This is a genomic window from Variovorax rhizosphaerae (genome assembly GCF_037889975.1).
Taxonomy (GTDB): Bacteria; Pseudomonadota; Gammaproteobacteria; order Burkholderiales; family Burkholderiaceae_C; genus Variovorax; species Variovorax rhizosphaerae.
In genome coordinates this window covers 18623-37416 of record NZ_JBBKZT010000001.1, presented here as the reverse complement: position 1 = coordinate 37416, position 18794 = coordinate 18623, and the positions used below count along the sequence as shown (strand labels likewise).

The 18794-nt window shown below is 65.5% G+C and carries 19 protein-coding genes; 14 read left to right on the top strand and 5 right to left on the bottom strand.

The window, feature by feature from the left end:
* Positions 1-5 precede the first annotated feature (5 nt).
* From WKW82_RS00170 to WKW82_RS00140, 7 genes are all read left to right on the top strand, one after another.
* Positions 6-413: a hypothetical protein gene (locus tag WKW82_RS00170; protein WP_340340232.1), complete on the top strand. Its 408-nt coding sequence runs from the start codon at positions 6-8 to the stop codon at positions 411-413.
* Positions 414-428: 15 nt separating this feature from the next.
* Positions 429-1244: a PAAR domain-containing protein gene (locus WKW82_RS00165; RefSeq protein WP_340340231.1), complete on the top strand. Its 816-nt coding sequence runs from the start codon at positions 429-431 to the stop codon at positions 1242-1244.
* A 7-nt stretch (positions 1245-1251) separates the two neighbouring features.
* The gene (locus WKW82_RS00160; protein ID WP_340340230.1) at positions 1252-4719 is read left to right on the top strand and encodes an RHS repeat-associated core domain-containing protein; all 3468 of its coding nucleotides are present in this window, start codon (positions 1252-1254) and stop codon (positions 4717-4719) included.
* 37 nt (positions 4720-4756) lie between these two features.
* Positions 4757-5416 carry a hypothetical protein gene (locus tag WKW82_RS00155; RefSeq protein WP_340340229.1) on the top strand — a complete coding sequence of 220 codons (660 nt, stop codon included), beginning with the start codon at positions 4757-4759 and terminating at the stop codon, positions 5414-5416.
* A 3-nt stretch (positions 5417-5419) separates the two neighbouring features.
* Positions 5420-6136, top strand: coding sequence for a hypothetical protein (locus tag WKW82_RS00150; protein WP_340340228.1), 717 nt, complete (start codon positions 5420-5422; stop codon positions 6134-6136).
* Positions 6137-6254: 118 nt separating this feature from the next.
* Complete coding sequence (locus WKW82_RS00145; protein WP_340340227.1) at positions 6255-6731, top strand: ion channel; 477 nt, start codon at positions 6255-6257, stop codon at positions 6729-6731.
* A 206-nt stretch (positions 6732-6937) separates the two neighbouring features.
* Positions 6938-7834 (top strand): dienelactone hydrolase family protein, encoded by an 897-nt coding sequence (locus tag WKW82_RS00140; RefSeq protein ID WP_340340226.1) that lies wholly within the window; start codon positions 6938-6940, stop codon positions 7832-7834.
* Between the two features lie 76 nt (positions 7835-7910).
* On the opposite strand, the gene WKW82_RS00135 is transcribed toward WKW82_RS00140, so the two are convergent.
* Positions 7911-8432: a GNAT family N-acetyltransferase gene (locus tag WKW82_RS00135; protein ID WP_340340225.1), complete on the bottom strand. Its 522-nt coding sequence runs from the start codon at positions 8430-8432 to the stop codon at positions 7911-7913.
* A gap of 248 nt (positions 8433-8680) precedes the next feature.
* On the opposite strand from WKW82_RS00135, the gene WKW82_RS00130 reads away from it, so the two are divergent.
* Positions 8681-9163, top strand: a complete 483-nt coding sequence (locus WKW82_RS00130; RefSeq protein ID WP_340340224.1) for an ion channel — start codon at positions 8681-8683, stop codon at positions 9161-9163.
* A gap of 137 nt (positions 9164-9300) precedes the next feature.
* On the opposite strand, the gene WKW82_RS00125 is transcribed toward WKW82_RS00130, so the two are convergent.
* A complete protein-coding gene (locus WKW82_RS00125; protein WP_340340223.1) occupies positions 9301-9759 on the bottom strand; it encodes a GNAT family N-acetyltransferase in 459 nt (152 codons plus the stop codon).
* 205 nt (positions 9760-9964) lie between these two features.
* On the opposite strand from WKW82_RS00125, the gene WKW82_RS00120 reads away from it, so the two are divergent.
* The 6 genes from WKW82_RS00120 (at position 9965) to WKW82_RS00095 (ending at position 15958) form a co-directional block, all read left to right on the top strand.
* Entirely contained in the window at positions 9965-10492 is a 528-nt protein-coding gene (locus WKW82_RS00120; RefSeq protein WP_340340222.1) for a 2,4'-dihydroxyacetophenone dioxygenase family protein, read from the top strand.
* 6 nt (positions 10493-10498) lie between these two features.
* Positions 10499-11218, top strand: a complete 720-nt coding sequence (locus WKW82_RS00115) for an SDR family NAD(P)-dependent oxidoreductase (RefSeq protein ID WP_340340221.1) — start codon at positions 10499-10501, stop codon at positions 11216-11218.
* Positions 11219-11365: 147 nt separating this feature from the next.
* Positions 11366-12199, top strand: coding sequence for an IclR family transcriptional regulator (locus tag WKW82_RS00110; protein ID WP_340340220.1), 834 nt, complete (start codon positions 11366-11368; stop codon positions 12197-12199).
* 563 nt (positions 12200-12762) lie between these two features.
* Positions 12763-13449 (top strand): hypothetical protein, encoded by a 687-nt coding sequence (locus WKW82_RS00105; RefSeq protein ID WP_340340219.1) that lies wholly within the window; start codon positions 12763-12765, stop codon positions 13447-13449.
* 241 nt (positions 13450-13690) lie between these two features.
* A complete protein-coding gene (locus WKW82_RS00100) occupies positions 13691-14689 on the top strand; it encodes an LLM class flavin-dependent oxidoreductase (protein ID WP_340340218.1) in 999 nt (332 codons plus the stop codon).
* A gap of 117 nt (positions 14690-14806) precedes the next feature.
* Positions 14807-15958, top strand: a complete 1152-nt coding sequence (locus WKW82_RS00095; protein WP_340340217.1) for an FUSC family protein — start codon at positions 14807-14809, stop codon at positions 15956-15958.
* Between the two features lie 551 nt (positions 15959-16509).
* Here WKW82_RS00095 and WKW82_RS00090 read toward each other — a convergent pair.
* From WKW82_RS00090 to WKW82_RS00080, 3 genes are read right to left on the bottom strand one after another with little or no spacing between them, the layout of a single operon-like run.
* Positions 16510-17121, bottom strand: a complete 612-nt coding sequence (locus WKW82_RS00090) for a GNAT family N-acetyltransferase (protein WP_340340216.1) — start codon at positions 17119-17121, stop codon at positions 16510-16512.
* Complete coding sequence (locus tag WKW82_RS00085) at positions 17118-18209, bottom strand: PHA/PHB synthase family protein (RefSeq protein ID WP_340340215.1); 1092 nt, start codon at positions 18207-18209, stop codon at positions 17118-17120. The genes WKW82_RS00090 and WKW82_RS00085 overlap by 4 nt, the downstream gene beginning before the upstream one ends.
* Before the next feature lie 2 nt (positions 18210-18211).
* Complete coding sequence (locus tag WKW82_RS00080; RefSeq protein WP_340340214.1) at positions 18212-18760, bottom strand: poly(R)-hydroxyalkanoic acid synthase subunit PhaE; 549 nt, start codon at positions 18758-18760, stop codon at positions 18212-18214.
* Positions 18761-18794 lie beyond the last annotated feature (34 nt).

Below are 18794 nucleotides of genomic sequence, written 5' to 3'. Positions count from 1 at the left end.
CGGCGATGACGAATCCCGCCAGCAACAAGCCGATGACGCCCTTCACCGCGAACCCCTTCATCTTCATCTTCAGCGTGGTGCTGCTGGTGGCGGTGCTGGGGTACTACGCATGGGGCGCCGTGGATCATCTCGGCCTGACCCAACAGCAGGCCAGCGCGACCGTGGTCGACAAGCACTACAACCCGCCGGGCGAAACCTACCGCACCACCATCGCGGCGGGCCGGGCCTGGACGCAGGCCGACCCGACCCCCGACACCCATGTCCTCGCGCTGGATGTCGCCGGCCAGGAGCCCACGGTCGCCATCGTCGGCAAGGACCTGTACGACGCGCTGCAACCCGGCGACAAGGTCAATGTGCGCATGCACCGCACGCGCCTGACGCGGCGGCTCGAAGTGACCGACGTCACCCGGTGAAGCAAGGAGACCGCCATGCTCTTCCCCGCCGCCAAGATGAACGACATGGTGATCGGCCTCGACTTCCACGCAGTGATCATCCCGCCCGTGGTGGCGCCGATCCCGATGGTGCCGCACCCCTACTTCGGCCCGATCTACCTGTGGATGACGCCGACCTTCCCGACCTGCAACGTGCTGATCAACGGCCAGCCGGCGGTCACGGCGGGCGGGATGGGGTACTACGTGCACATCCCGATGGGCCTGCCCGCGCCGCCGTCGGTGCTGAACCTGGCCTACTGGACGCGCTATCTCACGAACATTCCGAAGTCGTTGATGCTGGTGGCGCTGACGCTGCTGGCCAACCTCGCGATCTCCGGCATCTCGTCGATGTTCGTCAAGCCGGACTCGGCCACCGGCCAGTTCGTGAAGGACGTGACGGGCGTCGATACCTCGAGCTGGAGCGGAGTGTGGGACACGATCAAGGGCAGCTTCGCGGCGTACACGAAATGGCAGACCTGGGTGAAGCTGCTGATGCCGCCGGTGCCGTACCCGGGCGGACAGGGATCGGCCGCGATCGGCAGTCCCAGCGTCACCGTCAACGGCGGCCCGCTGGGCTTCGTGTGCCCGCTGATGGCGACCTCGTGCAGTGACCTCCCGATCGTGCCGAATGCGGCGACGGTGGGGTTCAGCAATGTGATGGTCGGGGTGAGCCTCGGGGCGATGGTGCGGGCGCTGGCGGTGAATGCGGCGCAGGGGGCGGTGAGCGCCGGGGTCTCGAAAGGGGTGGAGAAGCTGGGCGAGCGTGGCAAGCGGCAGGGCGCAGAGGGTTGCGGTTGCGAACCCCCAGCGTGAGCCAGCCATGCCCATCGACATCGCCTCGGGCAACGTCTCGGGGGAATTCATCGATCTTTCAGTCCCGGGCAAGGTCGCGCTGGTTTGGCAACGTCGATACAGCGGCGCGCTCATCCCCTTCGCGCCAGGAGCGCTGGGTAGAGGCTGGACGCACTCGTACGCGAGTTCGCTGACAAGATTCTCTGGAGGCTTCAGATTCATCACGCCTTCGGGTGCAACCGAATTGCTTGCCGATGCGGACGGTGCGGTGGAACGAGGTGGACGCGTCAGACATCTTGGCGCCTTCTTCGAGATTTTCATGCGGGAGCACCGCTACGTCGTCCAGACCTGGGATGTGGACAACGGTGAAGTGCTTCGATACATCTTCAAGTCCGGGGAGCAAGGCGTCGCCATGCTCCTGGACAGCGTGGAGGATGTCAGCGGCCAGGGACTTGACCTGGAATGGGACGAGTCTCGGCAACTGAGATGCGTGCGTCAACGCCTGGAGCGGCGGGAACTGGACCTGAGCTACAACCGCCAGGGCCTGATCGATGCACTGACCCTTGTCTCGCCGAACGGTGAGCGGCACGGCGTTGCGAAGTACGAATATGACGCTGCGGGGCGGCTGGTTGCCGCATACGATGCGGCCGATTTCGCCGACCGGTTCGCTTACGACGAGAAGCATCGATGGGCCCGGCAGATCATCAAGGACGGCGGTGTCTTCAGCTATCGCTATGACGGCAAGGGCCGATGCGTCCTGCGTACCGGGCTGAACCACTACGATGAGAAGCGGCTGCGCTACCTCGAAGCTGTGCGGATCACCGAGGTCACCAACAGCTATGGCGCAACATCGCGATTCCTGGCCTTGCCTACCGGGCAAATCGTCGGCGAATGGAGCGCCACCGGTGCGCAACGCCGGACAGAGTACGACGAACACGGTCGCATCAGCACCATCACCGACAGCGTTGGAGGCACGACGCGCTACGGCTATGACGAAGACGGCAATAGAGCGGTCGTCGTTGATGCGCTTGAACAGGTTACGCACCAGAACTTCACGCCAGACCACTTGCCGCAGACGCTGACCGATGCCGCGGGTCAGGTCTGGCAGCGCCACTATGACGTCGCAAACCGCCTGGTTGCTTCCGTCGATCCAGACGGGCATCGCTGGGTGTATGAGTACGACGACGAAGGCAACGTGAGCGCGCTCGTCGACCCCTTGGGCGCACGCATATCCCAGACCTTCGACGCCGGAATCCTGAGTGCCGTCACCGATTGGATTGGCAATCGCCGGGAATTCGAATTCGATGCGTTCGGCCGGGTAGTGATGCGTCGTGACGCGATGGGCGAGGTCACGAGGATTCGATACGACGACCTCGGACGCCCGATTCAGATTGCGCATCCGGACGGGTCGTTGATCCATGCCACCTACGACCATGCCGGCAACCTGACGCGGTACATCGATCCGAATGGCAGCGTCACGCGCTGGCGCTACGGCCCCTGCAACCGACTCATGGAACGCGTCGATCCAATCGGAAACAGCGTGCGCTATGTCTGGGGAAGCGAGCAAGGACGACTGGACGAAGTGATCAACTCGAACGGCGACCGCTTCCAGTTCTTTCGCGACGACGGCGGACGTGTCGTGCGCGAAATATCGTTTGACGGGAGGGAGCGCCGGTTCGAGTACAACGGCGAGGACCGCGTCACCCGCTTCGTGAACGGCAACGGTGAAGCGGTGGTACTGGAGCGCGACCTGCTTCATCGCATCGTTGCACAGGTGCTGCCCGATGGCGACACGGTTCAATTCCGGTTCAGCGCGGTTGGCCTGTTGGAGCACGCGCAGACTGCCGACATTGCGATCGGTATTGAGCGCGATGCGGCAGGTCGCGTGACGCGCGAGGTCCAGGGCGACCAATGGGTCCGAAGCCGCTACGACGCCGCGGGCAGGCTGATCCAGACGACAACCAGCCTGGGGCTGGAGGTTGGCTACAAGAACGATGGCAACGGTGGAGTGGTTGGCATCGCAGTCGGCGGGCAGGTCTATCACATCGAACGCAATGCGCATGGCCATGAGACTGCGCGAACGCTCGCCGATGGGTTGTATCTCGAGCAGCGTTTCGACAGTTTGGGCAGGATGGTGGAGCAGGTCGCGGGCGACGCGTCCGTCCAAGAGAGCCTGGTACATCGTCGCTACCTCTATGACCCCGCCGGGCAACTGCGGGCACTGGATGACGCGCGATGGGGCCGTACCGACTACGTCTATGACCCCGCGGAACGTCTGATCCAGACCTTGAAGTCTCGGGGCGGCAGCGAAAGCTTCGAATACGACAGCACCGGCAATATCACTCACATGCGCGCCGCGGGTGCGCATGCCGTGGACGAGGCCAGGCTCTACGCACAAGGCGATCAACTGATCGAGCAGGGTGACACTCGTTTCGAATACGACGCCGAAGGGCGGCTGATCAGGAAGACAGAGCATTCGCAATCCGAGGAGCCACGCCTCTGGACCTACCAATGGAATGCCCTGGATCGACTGAAGAGCCTGACCGACCCGGATGGTCAAACCTGGCGATACGGCTATGACGCGCTCGCGCGCCGGGTTTCAAAGGAACGGGTCGGCGACGCGCCAGCGCTCAGGCGGACCTTCCTGTGGGACAAGGAGCGCGTGATCCATGAGGCGGATGCAGCCCATGGGTCGCGCTCGGCCTGGGTCTATGGCGACGCACGGTATGCGCCGCTGCTGACCGTTCAGAACGGGCAGGTCTTCAGTATCGTGCTCGACCAGATCGGCACGCCCCGCGAGTTGATAAGTCCGGATGGCCGCGTGGCACTCAGCCGCACCTACACCGCCTGGGGAACGATCGACGCCGAGTATGTTTCGACGCAATTCAGCGTGCGTTGTCCCGTGGGCTTTCAGGGACAGTGGCGCGACGAGGAATCAGGCCTTTGCTACAACAAGTTCAGGTACTACGCGCCGGAGAGTGGTCGCTATATCTCGCAGGATCCGCTGGAATTGCTGGGGGGCGCCAACTTCTACGCCTATGGTGCGAATCCAGTCAACTGGCTCGATCCGCTTGGGCTGTGCGCGTCGCACGACAGCGGCAAGCGCGGAACCGATCAGGCCGAGAAGGACTTGATTGCCAATGACCACGAGATCCTGGCCCGCGAAGTGACCATGGTCGTCAACGGTCAGCGCGTGCGGGCCGACTTCGTGACGCGCGGGCCAGACGGCGTCACCATCCACGTGTTCGAGGTCAAGAACGGCACTGGCAGGCTCACGCCGAACCAGGACAACTCCGGGGTCTACAACGCGGGCATGGACCACCCGGCCAACTCGTCTCCCAGTGGGGGAGGAACGATCGATACCAAGGGCCCCGGAAGCAAGGCAGACACCCTGACGGTCGCGACGGGGAACCCTGCCAAGACGACAGCCGCGGGCCTGCCGGCCAAGGGTGGAACGCAGCCGGCCACGTTCTCGGTGTTGAAATACGATGTCTAGACGCCGTCGGGCGGTCCGATTTGTTGAAAGGTCAAAGATGCGGGATCTTGCCGAAACGAAAAAGAAAATGGGCCAGGCCATCAAGTCCCATTTCTCGAGCTTGACGCTTCCTGGCGGCGTGTCGGCGAAAGTCAGCACGAAGATGCTATTGGAGGCCAAGCTGGAGTCGGGCGCCGACCTCCTCATCGCCTGCGCCGACTTCAAGGGTGGACGTGCCCCCGGCTACTACGGTCTGTACTGGATATTCTCAATCGGCGGTGGCGTCATTTTCGACGCGATGGCGGCCTGCGGCCTGAGTGAACATCCCGGATTCCAGCCCCCCATCATCTTCACGTGCACCTCGCACTACCTGGGGGAGAGCGCACATTTCGAGGTCGGCCCCAACGCGGATGTCGATGCCATTGCCTCAGCAATCTGCCAGAGCATCCGCACACATGCCGTCCCGATCATCGAGGCGTTCGACAGCAGACCCAACGATGCGCTCGATTACGTTCTCGCTGGCCGCCCAGGCTCGGTACGCAATCCCTTCACCACCTGCATCATCCTCATGCATCTGGGAAATCGACGCGACCGACTGGAAGAGATCATCAAGGTCGCCTCCACCGCAACAAAGGGCTTTCATGACTTCAAGGGCGCCGCTGATCCGATAGCGCAGATCGTGGAGCCGCTGGCCAAGTGGTTTGAGTCACAGCGCTGAAGCATGGAGCGCGGCGAGGGCGATCGTTCGGCGAGCCTCTACGCCGCCGCCATCGATGCAACACGCGATACGCTGAGGCAGCGCGCCTCCCGCTACCGATGGTTGGTGGTCTCGATCGCGATCCTCTTCGTGACGTCACTCATTGGCGCGGTGGGCTGGCGCGACTGGCGACCGCTTTTTCTTCTCCTGTACCAGCCCAGCGCAGTGCTGCTCTTCTGCGCAATCGACACAATGGCGGTGCAGCGTTGGCGCGCCGATGTCCTTGCCGGCTGGTTCGACGGTCGCCTCGGCTTGAATGTCCTCGTCAGTTTCCTGCGCCAAGTCCCAGGATTGCCGCCGAGAACGCTCGAGGGCATGCTGGCCAGCTTGCCGGCGCAGCACGCGTGTGAAGTCCCGATTCCGGTACGTTTGTCGTTGAAATTCGCGCAAGCCGACATCGCCCGCGGCGCATCCGCGCGACTTGTCGGATCCGCCTTGGGCTGGGCGATCGCTGCAACGGTTCTGGGCGCCGCGTCGATTTGGAGGACCCCGCTTTTGCTGCCACCCATCGTGGTGGCGCTCGCGATTGCAATTGCGATGGCAGTGCGCCATCGTCGGCGGCTGCGCGATGCGAGTGCTACGGTCGAACGGGCATGCCGCGATGCGGGCCTCGACACGACAACCGCCAGCGCATTGTGGGGTCATCCGGATTGGCGCGGCGTTGACAACAGCCGCACGTGATGCGAGGCAAACCGGGTGGCTGGCGCGGCTGGGTCAGAACTTCAAATTCGACTGGGCGAAGCCTCATCGTCGGGCCATACTGAACCCCAACTGCTTGCAAGTGCCGCAAGGGCTTCCCGTGATCGATCTGCTCGCCTGGACCATCGCCGCCGTCATGGTCGCCGTCTCCGTGCTCGTGCACTTCGAGACGATGACGCTCATCTCCGACCGTGTCGTTCCCTGGGGCGTCCGACGCAAACAAGGGCGCCGTACCCTCGTCTTCGCCTTGATGGCCCTCATGCTCGGCCACGTCGTCCAGATCTGGCTGTTTGCCGTGGCGATCCGCGTGATGCTGTGGTTCCCCGCATTCGGCGGCATCGGCGGAGGCTTCGAGGGCAAGGTCGGCGATTACCTGTATTTTTCGGCCGTCAACTACACGTCGCTGGGCTATGGCGAGGTGTTTCCGGTCGGCAGCATCCGCGCACTGGCCGTGACCGAGGCTTTGACCGGCCTGATGATGATCGGCTGGTCCGCCTCCTTCACCTACCTGAAGATGGAGCAGCTCTGGCAGTCGCGCGCTACCCGTCCCAAGGACCATCCCGGACATCGACCGTGACGGGGCGCCGGGCATCGCCGGTGCCGGGGCGACGACCATCGTTGCATGCGGCGATGCGCATGCGGTCGGTGCAGTGAAGGGGCACTGGCCAGCGCGCCGGAACAACGTACGGTGCATGTCGTCGAACAGCCGTCCCGCGCGCCGGCATCCCGATTCGGCTATGGTGCCGGCTTCGTCCGACTTCGTATCAACCTCGCGGAGACCCCATGCCACCTGACCTGCTCCCCCACGAGAAGTTCGACCAGGAACTGCTGACCCTCTTCGACGCCTACGTCCATGGCGACGTCGACCGCCGCGGCTTTCTCGACAAGGCCCGCCGCTTTGCCAAGGCCGGCATGACGGCGGCCGGCCTGCTGGCCGCGTTGAGCCCCGACTTCGCGGCCGGCCAGCAGGTCAAGCCCGACGATGCCCGCCTCAAGATCGAATGGATCAACGTGCCATCGCCCGCGGGCAACGGCACCATCCGCGGCTACCTGGTGCGGCCCGCTTCGGCAGGCACATCGAAGCTGCCCGCCGTGCTGGTCATCCACGAGAACCGCGGCCTGAACCCGCACATCGAGGACATCGCGCGCCGCCTGGCGCTGGACGGATTCATGGCTTTCGCGCCCGATGCATTGACGACTTCAGGCGGCTATCCCGGCGACGAGGACAAGGCGCGCGACGCCTTCGGCAAGCTCGACCAGACCAAGACCCGCGAGGACTTCCTGGCCGCCGCCGGCTGGCTGCGTGGTCGCCCCGATGGCAACGGCAAGATGGGCGCGGTCGGCTTCTGCTGGGGCGGCGGCATGGTGCACTTCCTGTCGACGCGCCTGCCCGACCTCAATGCCGGCGTGCCCTTCTACGGCAACACGCCCGCGCCCTCGGAGGCGGCCAAGGTGAAGGCGCCGCTGCTGGTGCAGCAGGCCGCGATCGACGAGCGCATCAACGCGGCCTGGCCCGAGTACGAAGCCGCGCTGAAGGCCGTCGGCGCGAAGTACACGGCGTACCGCTACCCCGACACGCAGCACGGCTTCAACAACGACACCACGCCGCGCTACGACCCGGGCGCGGCCAAGCTGGCGTGGGAGCGGACAGTCGCCTTCCTGAAGGCCAACCTGGCCTGAGGCCGTCATACGACTTTGCATTCAAGCGCAGAACAAGGCGATCCAACACAGTGATGCGCTTGAAGGCGTAGTCGTTTCACCCATCCACCGGCTGCGCAGGCGTGTCCAGCACCAGCTGGTAGAAGCCCAGGTCCAGCCACCGGCCGAACTTGAACGCGGCCTGCACGATCGTCCCCGCATGCGAGAAGCCCAGCTTCTTGTGCAGCGCGATGCTGCCGGTGTTGGCAACATCGATGGCGCCGACCATGACGTGCACATCCTGCTTGCGGGCCGCCGCGATGAGCTCCTTCATCAGCGCGATGCCGATGCCCTCGCCGCGATGGTCACGGTGCACGTAGACCGAATGCTCGACCGTGTACTTGTAGGCCGGCCACGCGCGAAAGGTGCCGTAGCTCGCGAAGCCCAGCAGCCTTCCGTCCGGCCCGGTCGCGCCGATCACGGGAAAGCGCCCCGACTCCTTCGCCTTGAACCAGCCGACCATGCTTTCCGGCGTACGCGGCTTGTAGTCGTACAGCGCCGTCGAACTGACGATGGCCTCGTTGAAGATCTCCAGGATGTCTGCGGCGTGGGATGCGTAGGTACAGGCGACGATCTGCATGGGTGGGCCTCCGGACGATCGATGGTAATGAGGGATTCCGTGCGATGCCATACCTGGTCAACGGCGCAATCCTTCCGTCGCGTGTGCAAGAAAGGGCATGACCTCGGCGTGCATGGATGCCGGGCAGCGCGATGGACAGGAAGTTGCCGAAGGCATTCGCGAAACCCGCAATTTCGCTGGCCAGGCATTGATGCCGGAGCACGTCTCGTCCCCATAATCCCTGCACATCGCCACAAGGGAGGAATGCAGTGATCGATCTGCTTGCATGGGTCATCTCCATCGCCATGATCGGCGTCTCGGTCGAGGTGCACTACCGGGCCATGACGCTGATCTCGGATCGCTTCATTCCATGGGGCCTCCAGCGCTTCGATGCGCGGCGCACGTTGCTGCTGGCGATGATGGCGCTCATGCTCGGGCACTTCGCCGAGATCGGGTTGTATGGCCTGGCGCTGCACGCGATGTCCCTGTTCCCGCAGTTCGGGAGCCTCGCCGGAACCTTCGATGGCAAGGTCGGCGACTTCGTCTACTACTCCGCCGTCAACTACACCTCGCTCGGCTACGGCGAGGTCTATCCGGTCGGCCCCATCCGCGTGCTCGCGGTGACGGAGTGCCTGACCGGGCTGATGATGATCGGCTGGTCCACCTCCTTCACGTACCTCAAGATGGAGCAGCTCTGGCAGGCGCGCGCCGCCAAGGTCGCGGGCGGGCATGCGGGGCAGGACACGCATTGATGGCCTGGCCCCATCGCCGCGCGCACTACGTTCACACGACTTTGCATTCGAGCGCAGAACAAGGCGGAGCGCCGCAGACAGTGCTGTAGCACGGCAGGGCGATCCAACTCAGCGCTGCGCCTGAGGGCGAAGCCGGATCAAAGTTGCTTCCGGTAGAACACGCGGTCATACCCAGCCTGCGCGCGGCGGTCGTATTCGACGTAGCCGATGCGGGGATAGAACACCTGGTTCTCCGTCATCATCGAATTGGTGCAGAGGTAGAGAGACCCATGGCCTCGCGCACGCGCCTCGGCCTCCGCGAACACCAGCAAGGCGCGGCCCACGCCGGTGCCATGCGTGTGCGGCGAGGCCGCCACGGTGTCGATGTAGAACCCGTCCCCGGTCTCGTACTGCACCAGGACACCCACCACCTCGCCCTCCAGTTCCGCGACCCACACCTGGTGTTGCGCGATGGCGGCCGGGTAGTCCAGCAGCATCGGTGCCGGCGGCCGGCCGATGCGCGGCACGTAGCACTCGAAGGCCGCGTGGACGCAGGCCGCTGCTGCAGCCGCATCGTCTGCGCGTGCCGCGCGAACCTTCACTTCCGGAGATGTCATGAGAAAGCCTCGACCGTTTTCGCAGTTGACCCGGGGATGAAGATACCCCTTCATTCCTCTGGCGCCATCGGCCCGGCCATGGGCGCCCCTTTTTTTTCCGGGCGTCCCCGGTTCGCGCTTGCCGACCCGAGGGTTTACGCAAATCGCCAAAACGCCAAGTTGATGTCTACAATATGGACCAACATCCACAATATGGACAAACAAAATGCCCGTCGATGAATCGGACCCCAATCCCAAGACCCCGTACCAGTACCCGAACCCGCCGGATGCGCTGCCCGAGATCGTGGTGCAGCACGCCATCCCGACGGACGAGCGGCTCTGGGTGCCGCAGGCGGAGAACGTCTGGTTCCGCCCGCTCTGCCTCAACGCGAGCCAGGGCTACTGGATGAACTTGCTGCGCGTGCGCAAGTCGGGGGTGCTGAGCCGTCATCGGCATCCGCAGGCGGTACATGGCTTCGTGCTCAAGGGCCGCTGGCGCTACCTGGAACACGACTGGGAAGCCACCGAGGGCAGCTACGTCTTCGAGCCGCCCGGCGAGACGCACACACTCTATGTGCCGGAAGACGTCGAGGAAATGATCACGTACTTCCAGGTCAACGGCGTCATGTACTACACCGACCCGTGGGGCAAGGGCATGGGCTACGAGGACGTGTTCACCAAGATCGACATGTGCCGCAAGCACTTCGAAGCGGTCGGCCTCGGCGCCGACTACACCAAGCAGTTCATCCGATAGGCTCCAATGACTTACGAGGCAGGACTTTTCACGGGCAAGCGCGCGCTGGTCTCCGGCGCCACGCAGGGCATCGGCGCGGTCATCGCCAACCACCTGGCCGCGCTCGGCGCACAGGTGACGGCCATCGGGTTGGGCCCGGGTGACGGCACGCTGGATTCGGCGGTCGAGGCACGGCAGGCCGATGTGACATCGGAGGCCAGCCTCGCCGGGGCACTGGGCGACATCGACACGCTCGACATCGTCTTCAACTGCGCGGGCATCATCCAGCGCGGCGCGGAGCACGACCTCGCGGTCTTCGAGAAGGTCCTGGCCGTGAACCTCACCGGCACCATGCGCGTGTGCAGCATGACGCGCGAGCGGCTCAAGGCCAGCGGCGGCTGCATCGTCAACACCGCCTCGATGCTGAGCTTCTTCGGTGGCGGGCTGGTGCCGGGGTATTCGGCCAGCAAGGGCGGGGTGGCGCAGCTCACCAAGTCGCTGGCCATCGCCTATGCGCCAGACGGCATCCGCGTGAATGCGGTGGCTCCGGGGTGGATCGCAACGCCTCTGACGAAGCCCCTGCAGGACGACCCTGCGCGCGCCGGTCCGATCCTGGCCCGTACGCCGCTGGCGCGCTGGGGCACGCCGGACGACGTGGCGCGCGCGGCGATGTTCCTGTGCACGCCCGCTGCGTCGTTCATGACGGGGGTGATCCTGCCGGTGGATGGCGGCTACATGGTGTCCTGAAGGCGTTGCACGGGCACGCGAACCGGTGCGCGACGCCGCGTCACCCTCGCGAAACGCGCAGGGATAATCACCGGCCTTCCCCCGTCGCACGCCGGCTTCGCCCCCTCATCCTCCCTCGCCTTGGCTGTCGATCTCACAGCTCCGCCCATGCCCGCACCCGCCACCCCATCGCCCGCCGAGTCGCCCCTGCAAGCGCAGGTTGCGGGCACCGCATCCTTCTCGAAGTTCATGCATGTGCTGCAACTGGTGGCCGATGCCGAGGAACCGGTGAACGTCGCCGCACTGATGCGCGCCAGCGGCTACCCGCGGCCCACCGTGCACCGCATCGTGCAGGCGCTCATCGCCGAGCGAATGCTGGCCGAGAACCAGGGCACCGCGACGCTGGCGCTGGGCCCGCGCCTGATCCAGCTCGCCAGCCGCAGCTGGGGTCGCTCCGAGTTGCGACTGGCCGCCGTCGACGAACTCAAGCGACTGCGCGACCTGACCGGCGAGACCGTGCACCTCGCGGTGCCCAACGGCACCAGCATGGTCTACATCGAGAAGCTCGAAAGCCCGAGCGCCGTGCGCATGGCCTCGCGCATCGGCACCAGCGTGTCGCTGCATTCGACGGCCGTCGGCAAGGCCTACCTTGCCGCGCTCGACGACAAGCACTTCAAGGCGCTGGTCAAGGGACTGCCCCTGCCCCGCCATGCCGCCAACACCGTGACGGACGCCGCGGCGCTGCGCGCGCAGGTCGAGCAGGTGCGCGAACGGGGCTGGTCGGTGGACAACGAAGAAAACGAGGCGGGCATCTTCTGCTTTGGCGCGGCCATCCGCAACGCCGCAGGCCAGCCGGTCGCCGCCATCAGCGTGAGCACCCTGTTGTTCCGCCAGAAGGAAAGCCCCGAGCAAGTCTATGTCGCACCCTTGCTGGAAGCCTGCCGCGTGATATCGGAACGCATTGCGCAGACGCCGTCGCTGCAGGTAGGGGACGTGCTGTAGCGAAAGCGGCCTGCCATCGGGTCGCAGACGATGCAGTCATCAAGCAGCAGCGCGCAGACCTTGGCAAGGCCCGGGTTGAAGCGACGAACTGGAATGCGGGAGAAGTCGCCCGTGTCCTTGCGCAGCACGACAGCCGTGTCCTCGATCACCTGCGAACTGGGGGCAGATTGCGTTCCACCCAGCCGCGCTTGCTCCTTTTCGCGGACACGCCATCCCAGGCCAGGATGGCGGCGACCCCGCTGAACGGGTCGCCAACGGGCGTTGCCATCGCGTTTCGCAAGCCCCGTTGCAGGCGAACCAGTTCCTGGTGATTGCGACCGAAGTCCGCATCGCCATCCGGGCTTAGGCATCGATGGGTCGCAATGGGACAAAGGCGTGGGGTGCATGAAGGGATCGCCATGACGGAACATCGCGCGCGTGCCGCCGCGAACGCTTCCATCACGACAGGCAAACCGTCCCGAGGCTCAATAGCCGCCAAGGTTCTTTTGCACAGGAACCGAAGCGAATACCATGGCGCTCTCGCGTCCGCGAACCCGGCCGCACTGGCTCTTCCAGGAGGTTCCATGTCGAAAAAGGTGCTCTTCGTTGGCGCAATCGATGGCAAGGTCGAACTGGAGTTCCTGACCCGGATGGGGATCGAGAACTGCGAGGTCTACCTCACCTCCTACCTTGCCGGACCGGAGCTGCATACGTTGGCCGAGAAATACGACGGAAAGCACACCTTGCATGTCAAGGAGGGCGTCGACGGCACCAAGCTGGAAACCAGATTCAAGACCCGGCGCTTCGACGCCATCGCTTGGCTGGGCCCGACCAACGACGACGACAAGGGGGCGACGGCCGCGCTGGTCCAGAGCTTCACGCAGAGCGCCGCGCGGGTGTTGAAGCCCGGCGGCGTCGTGTACGTGCTCCAGGACCTCAGGACGCCCAACTTCCGACCCATCGTCAAGATCCCGGGTGCGTACTTTCTCTGCGAAGTGAGCCTGGAAGGCCGCACGGTGACGCAGAGTGCCACCAGCACGTCGAAGAAGGTCATGGAAGGCCGCAAGGATCACCTGTTCGGCTTCAAGTTCGACGAAAGCGCCCAGCCCAAGGACGTCAACAACGTCGGCAACGCGCAGTTCGAGGAAATCCTGTCGATGCTGATGTCGAGCAAGAGCGACATGCTGAAGAAGGGCAGCTACAAGCAGGGCCAGGGCGCGCACAGCAAGAAGGAGATCTCGGACCTGATCTTCGAGTTCGCCAGTCGGTGAACTGAGCACACCCCCGCAGCGCCTGCGGCGCCCGGGCGGCCGCCAGAGGCGGCTGCTCTTGCGGGCCGTCCAGCCATGCGCAGGCAGGCTTGGAGCCGCGGCCCTCAGCCCCTGAATGGGGCGCACCCAGCGACCCGGCAAAGCCGGTTCCGCGGATGCCCACGAACAGGCATCGCCCGCTCTCGCTCATCGCAACAGCCCTGCCGCTGCATCGGCCCGCGTCCTGCGGCATCATGCCGCGATGCTTCCCCTTTCCATCCTCGACCTCTCGCCCATCTGCGAAGGCGGCGACGCCGCGCATTCCTTCCGCAACTCGCTCGCGCTCGCCCAGCATGGCGAAAGGCTCGGCTACCGCCGCTACTGGCTGGCCGAGCACCACGGCATGCCCGGCATCGCCAGCGCGGCGACCGCCGTGCTGCTCGCGTACGTCGGCGCCGGCACCTCGACCATCCGCATCGGCGCCGGCGGCGTGATGCTGCCGAACCATTCGCCACTCGTCATCGCGGAGCAATTCGGCACGCTCGAGTCGCTCTACCCCGGCCGCATCGACCTCGGCCTCGGCCGCGCGCCGGGCTCCGACCAGCGCACCGCGCAGGCGCTGCGGCGCAACCTCGATTCCGACTCGGACCAGTTCCCGCAGGACGTGGTCGAACTGATGGACTTCATGTCGAAGAGCCCGCGGCAGGCCGTGCGCGCGGTGCCGGGGATGGGTCTGGAAGTGCCGGTGTGGATCCTCGGCTCCAGCACCTTCGGCGCGCAACTGGCGGCGCACCTGGGCCTGCCCTATGCCTTTGCCTCGCACTTCGCGCCGCAGCAGATGATGCAGGCCGTCGAGATCTACCGGAAGACCTTCAAGCCCTCGGCGCAATTGCAGAAGCCGTACGTGATGCTGGGCTTCAACGTGTTCGTGGCCGACACCGACGAGCAGGCGCGCTTCCACGCGACGTCCTGGCAGCAGGCCTTCGTGAACTTGCGCAGCGGCCGGCCGGGTCGCCTGCCGGCGCCGGTGGAGGGGTACTACGAGCGCGTCGGTCCTTCCGAGCGGGCCTTGCTCGATTCGGTGCTGGCCTGCTCGGCGGTCGGCGCGCCCGACACGGTGCGCGAGTCGGTCAACGCCTTCATCGCGCGCACCGGCGCCGATGAATTGATGATCACCTCGCAGGTGTTCGACCACCAGGCGCGGCTGCATTCCTATGGGTTGCTCGCGGAAGTGCGGGAGAGTGCGCTGTCGAAGGTGTAGGCCGGATCCGCTGCATCTCTCGCATGGCGCGTACGCCGGCCCGGCCCGCCTGGCGGATTCGTCGTCGTCCTGGCAGCCTGGCGACCGCTGCGTCCCGGTTTGATTTAGCTTCGCGGCATGCCCGCATCCATCCTCGCTGACCTCGCCCTCGGCCTGCGCGACGAGCTTCGAGCGTTCTCGTGGCGCAGTCCGCGCGCGTTGCACGCCGCGCGGCCGGTGCTGTCGGTGCTGATCGCGGTGACCGCGGCCCACGCGCTGGACCTGCACGATGCATGGTGGGCGGCCATCACTGCGTTCATGGTGATGCAGGCCGACTTTGGCGCGTCCCTCTACCGGGGCACCCTGCGCATCGCGGGCACGTTGTTTGGAGCGGCGCTTGGCTTCGTGCTGGGGCCGCTTGGTGCATCGCATCCGTTGCTGTTCGTCGTCCTCATGACGATGGCCGCATGGGGCGGCCTCTATGCCGCGCTGCGCTGGCCCCACAGCTACGCCTGGGTGCTGGCCCTGGTGACCTTCGCGATGGTGATGTGCGAGGCGCTGGCGGGCCCGGCCGGCCTCGGTGCTTTTGCGCTGGAACGCATCGCGAACATCCTGCTCGGCACCCTGGCCTGCATCGTCGTGGCAGTGCTGACCGACCAGCGCGTGTTGTCCACGGTCTTCCGGCGCAGCGCCGCGGTCCCCGCGATCGATCCTGGCTCGCACTGGCTCGCCGGCCGCCTTTCCGAATCGCCGGCGCAGGCGCGCGGCATCGCGCTGCATGCGCTCCACGGCGCCGTCGTCGTGGCGATCCTCTCGGTCATCCTGCTGGTCGAGCACCTCGGCTCATTTGCCCAGGCGCTGGTGACCACCATCGCGGTGCTGGTGGTGCCGCTCGAAGCCGGTGCGGCGATGCCGGATGTGCAGGGCCGCGTCGTGCAGCGCATGGCGCAGCGCGTCTCGGGATGCCTCGCCGCGGGCGCCATCGCCTGGGCCTTGCTACCGCTGCTCGAAGGGCACGCGCTGGGGTGCCTGCTCACCCTGTGCGCGGGCGCCTGGCTCGGTGCGTATCTCCAGGGCGGCGCGCCCGTCGTGCGCTACATGGCAACGCAATTCAGCGTCGCCTTCCTGATGGTGTTCGTGCAGGACAGTGGCTGGACCATCGACAGCCGGCCTGCATTCGAGCGACTGGTGGGCGTGCTCGCCGGCATTGGTGCGCTGGGCGTGGTGTTGCTGCTGTCAGGCGCCGTGAGAAAACTCTGCTGTCGCAACGCCCCGTCAGCCGACGCGTGACCGGCGCCTACCAGACGAACGGCTGCGTCCTGCAAGTCTTGCAGTAGAGCGTTTGCTCGGCTTGCCCATCAAAGGTCAGTGACCCGACGCGAAACTGTGTCACGGACCAGCGCGCCTGCCGTCCATCCGCAAAGCGCACGGTGCCCGCGGCATGGCAGGGCGACCAGTCCAGCGTCGAATGCCCTGCATCGCCGGGAACACGCTTCGCTTGTCGCAGGAAGCGCCGGACCAAGCGCTCCGACACAACGAATCCCGAGCACTTCACCGAGGGATCGCTTTCCAACCTGGACTTCGCGCCGTTCTCCGTGATGACGAGCTGTTGGATGGATGCCAGGGAAAGCGGACACACAGGTGGTTCAGTCTCTGATCCCTGTGTGCAATGCCCATCAGCACAAGCGTCGACAGAAATCGCAGCAAGAAGCGCCGCTGTCAACAAAGTGCGCGTCACCACGTGCCTGTGAACCCGTGGCTCACGCTTCACGCAGAACCTCCTGATGAACATGAGCCCGGTCCATCGCGATCAGCGAACGATCGCGTTGCACAACTCGCCGCTACTCCCCCAACCCCATCACCGCCATCCGCCCTTGCGCAGCCGCCACGTCATGACTCAGCATCACGATGTCGTGCTTGCGCCCGCTGCGGTCGCGCACGTGCGCGGCCAGCAGCGCCTCGGGCCGGAAGCCCATGCTCTCGAACAGCGCGATCGCGCCGCGCTGGTCGGTCGTCATCTGGGCCACGAGCTTCTCCAGGCCGATCGACAGCGCCTGCACGAAGCCTTCCTGGATCAGGTGCCGGCCCAGTCCCAGGCCGCGCGCGTCGGCGCTGACCACCACGCGCAACTCGCCCATGTGCGGCGACCACGAATGGTCGTCGTGCATCAGCGCGGTGCAGCCGATCACCTTGCCGCGGGCGCGTGCGACCAGGCTCGGCATGCGGCGCAGTTCCACGGATTCGCGGATCCAGGCCTTCATCACGCGCGGCTGCCCGATGTCGCGCGACATGAACAGCAGGTCGTGTTCCGGCAGTGCTTGCGCAAAGGCCATCAGCTCGTCCTCGTCGCCGGCGCGCAGCAGGTCGATCTGCACGTCGGTGCCATTGCAGTCCAGGTTGTGCGGGTAGGTGTGCGCCGCGTCTGCCTTGGGGGCGCTTGTCGCCTTCTTCATGTCGATCGTCCTCCGAGCCATTGGTCCAGCTTCGGCCACATGCGCTTGACGGCGTTCGGTCCCGCCACCAGGCTCACGTGTCCTCCCTTCAGAATCACTTCTTCCTTGTCGGTCGAGCCGACCTTTTCCATCAGCGGATGCGCGGCGGCATACGGCACGATGTGGTCGTGCTCGGCCACGATCGACAGCAACGGCAGCTTGATGTTGCCCAGGTCGACCGTCTTGCCGCCGACCTTCAGCGTGCCCTTGTAGAGCTCGTTGCCCCACATCAGCGTCTTGATGGTCTGCGCGAAATACGCGCCCGCCAGCGGCAGCGTCTCGGCACCCCAGCGGTCCATCATGCGGTACTGCCTGACGTACTCGTCGTTCCAGAGGTTGTCCCAGAGGCGGATGTTGCCGGTCAGGCGACCGGTGGGCCGCAATGCATCGAAGCCGCCGGTGATGATCGGCGCCGGCACGATGCCGAACGCGTTGGCCATCTTGTCGACCTTGAAGTGCCGCTTGTCCGACCAGACCTGGAAGTCCGTCATCTTGCTGAAGTCGACCGGCGTGGTGAAGCACACCAGGTTCTTCACCGGCCCGTCCGTGTGCGTCGCCGCGTACATGGTCGCCAGCACGCCCCCCATGCAGTAGCCGATCATGTTGACGTCCTGCACGCCGGAGTCTTCCTGCACCCGGCGCACGCAGTCCGGGATGAAGCGCTGCGTGTAGTCCTCGAAGCGCAAGCCGGCCTCGTCGGGGCGCGGCGGATTCCAGTCCATCACGTAGACGTCATAGCCGGCCTTGAGCAGGAACTCCACCAGGCTCTGCCCCGGCGCCAGGTCGAAGATGTAGGCCTTGTTGGTGGTGGCCATGACCAGCAGCAACGGGATCCGGTAGATCTCGTCGGCCATCGGCCGGTAGTGGTAGAGGCTCAGCGTGCCGCGGCTGTAGATCACGTCCTTGGGGGTGGTGCCGACCGTCGCCGGCTCCGCGGTCAGGAATTGCGCGGCCTTGATGCTGCGCTTGACGGCGCGGTCGATCTCTTCGCGTGCACGCGAGACCCACGATGGGTCCGGCGCCGCTTCCGCCTTGGGACTGCTGGACATGGTCAGGCCTTCTTGCGGGCCGGGCGCTTTGTCGCTGGCGCTGCCTCGGTGGCGCGTTTTGCGACAGCCTTGACCTTGGGCTTGGCCGGGGCCTTGGGCGGCACGCTGGCGACGCTCGTCGTGGTCGCTTCCACCGCAGGCGCTGCGGCAGCCGGGACGGCGGGCGTGGGCGCGGGGGCGGGCGCTGCACCGGCCGTCGGCGGCACGCGTGTGCGCGGCGGCATCGGTGCCGGGGCGGATGCCGCTGGCGACTTGCCGCTCACCTGGCGGCACAGGAACTCCAGCATGTCCTCGATGCGATGCAGACGCTCGCCGATCTCGGTCAGGTCGTCGCGGCTGGCCAGGTTCATTTCCTTGAGCACGGTCTTGTTGGCCTTGGTGAGGGCCTGCTGCATGCTCATCGTCGCGCCCGACACCGAGTGCAGCACCTTCGTGAACTCTTCCGTCTTCAACTGCTTGCCGGCCACCTTGTTGGCCGTGCCTTCCCATTGCGCGAGCGCGTCGCGCCACATCTCCAATGGGTCGAGGATTGATAGTCCGCTCTTGGCCATGTTGCCTTCTCCTTGAGTGTTGTCCCGTCGGGCG

Bases quoted from the DNA above. Each gene is read 5' to 3' on its own strand.
- WKW82_RS00170 (WP_340340232.1), top strand. From the start codon at position 6: ATGACGAATCCCGCCAGCAACAAGCCGATGACGCCCTTCACCGCGAAC.
- WKW82_RS00165 (WP_340340231.1), top strand. From the start codon at position 429: ATGCTCTTCCCCGCCGCCAAGATGAACGACATGGTGATCGGCCTCGAC.
- WKW82_RS00160 (WP_340340230.1), top strand. From the start codon at position 1,252: ATGCCCATCGACATCGCCTCGGGCAACGTCTCGGGGGAATTCATCGAT.
- WKW82_RS00155 (WP_340340229.1), top strand. From the start codon at position 4,757: ATGCGGGATCTTGCCGAAACGAAAAAGAAAATGGGCCAGGCCATCAAG.
- WKW82_RS00150 (WP_340340228.1), top strand. From the start codon at position 5,420: ATGGAGCGCGGCGAGGGCGATCGTTCGGCGAGCCTCTACGCCGCCGCC.
- WKW82_RS00140 (WP_340340226.1), top strand. From the start codon at position 6,938: ATGCCACCTGACCTGCTCCCCCACGAGAAGTTCGACCAGGAACTGCTG.
- WKW82_RS00135 (WP_340340225.1), bottom strand. From the start codon at position 8,432: ATGCAGATCGTCGCCTGTACCTACGCATCCCACGCCGCAGACATCCTG.
- WKW82_RS00125 (WP_340340223.1), bottom strand. From the start codon at position 9,759: ATGACATCTCCGGAAGTGAAGGTTCGCGCGGCACGCGCAGACGATGCG.
- WKW82_RS00120 (WP_340340222.1), top strand. From the start codon at position 9,965: ATGCCCGTCGATGAATCGGACCCCAATCCCAAGACCCCGTACCAGTAC.
- WKW82_RS00115 (WP_340340221.1), top strand. From the start codon at position 10,499: ATGACTTACGAGGCAGGACTTTTCACGGGCAAGCGCGCGCTGGTCTCC.
- WKW82_RS00110 (WP_340340220.1), top strand. From the start codon at position 11,366: ATGCCCGCACCCGCCACCCCATCGCCCGCCGAGTCGCCCCTGCAAGCG.
- WKW82_RS00105 (WP_340340219.1), top strand. From the start codon at position 12,763: ATGTCGAAAAAGGTGCTCTTCGTTGGCGCAATCGATGGCAAGGTCGAA.
- WKW82_RS00100 (WP_340340218.1), top strand. From the start codon at position 13,691: ATGCTTCCCCTTTCCATCCTCGACCTCTCGCCCATCTGCGAAGGCGGC.
- WKW82_RS00095 (WP_340340217.1), top strand. From the start codon at position 14,807: ATGCCCGCATCCATCCTCGCTGACCTCGCCCTCGGCCTGCGCGACGAG.
- WKW82_RS00090 (WP_340340216.1), bottom strand. From the start codon at position 17,121: ATGAAGAAGGCGACAAGCGCCCCCAAGGCAGACGCGGCGCACACCTAC.
- WKW82_RS00085 (WP_340340215.1), bottom strand. From the start codon at position 18,209: ATGTCCAGCAGTCCCAAGGCGGAAGCGGCGCCGGACCCATCGTGGGTC.
- WKW82_RS00080 (WP_340340214.1), bottom strand. From the start codon at position 18,760: ATGGCCAAGAGCGGACTATCAATCCTCGACCCATTGGAGATGTGGCGC.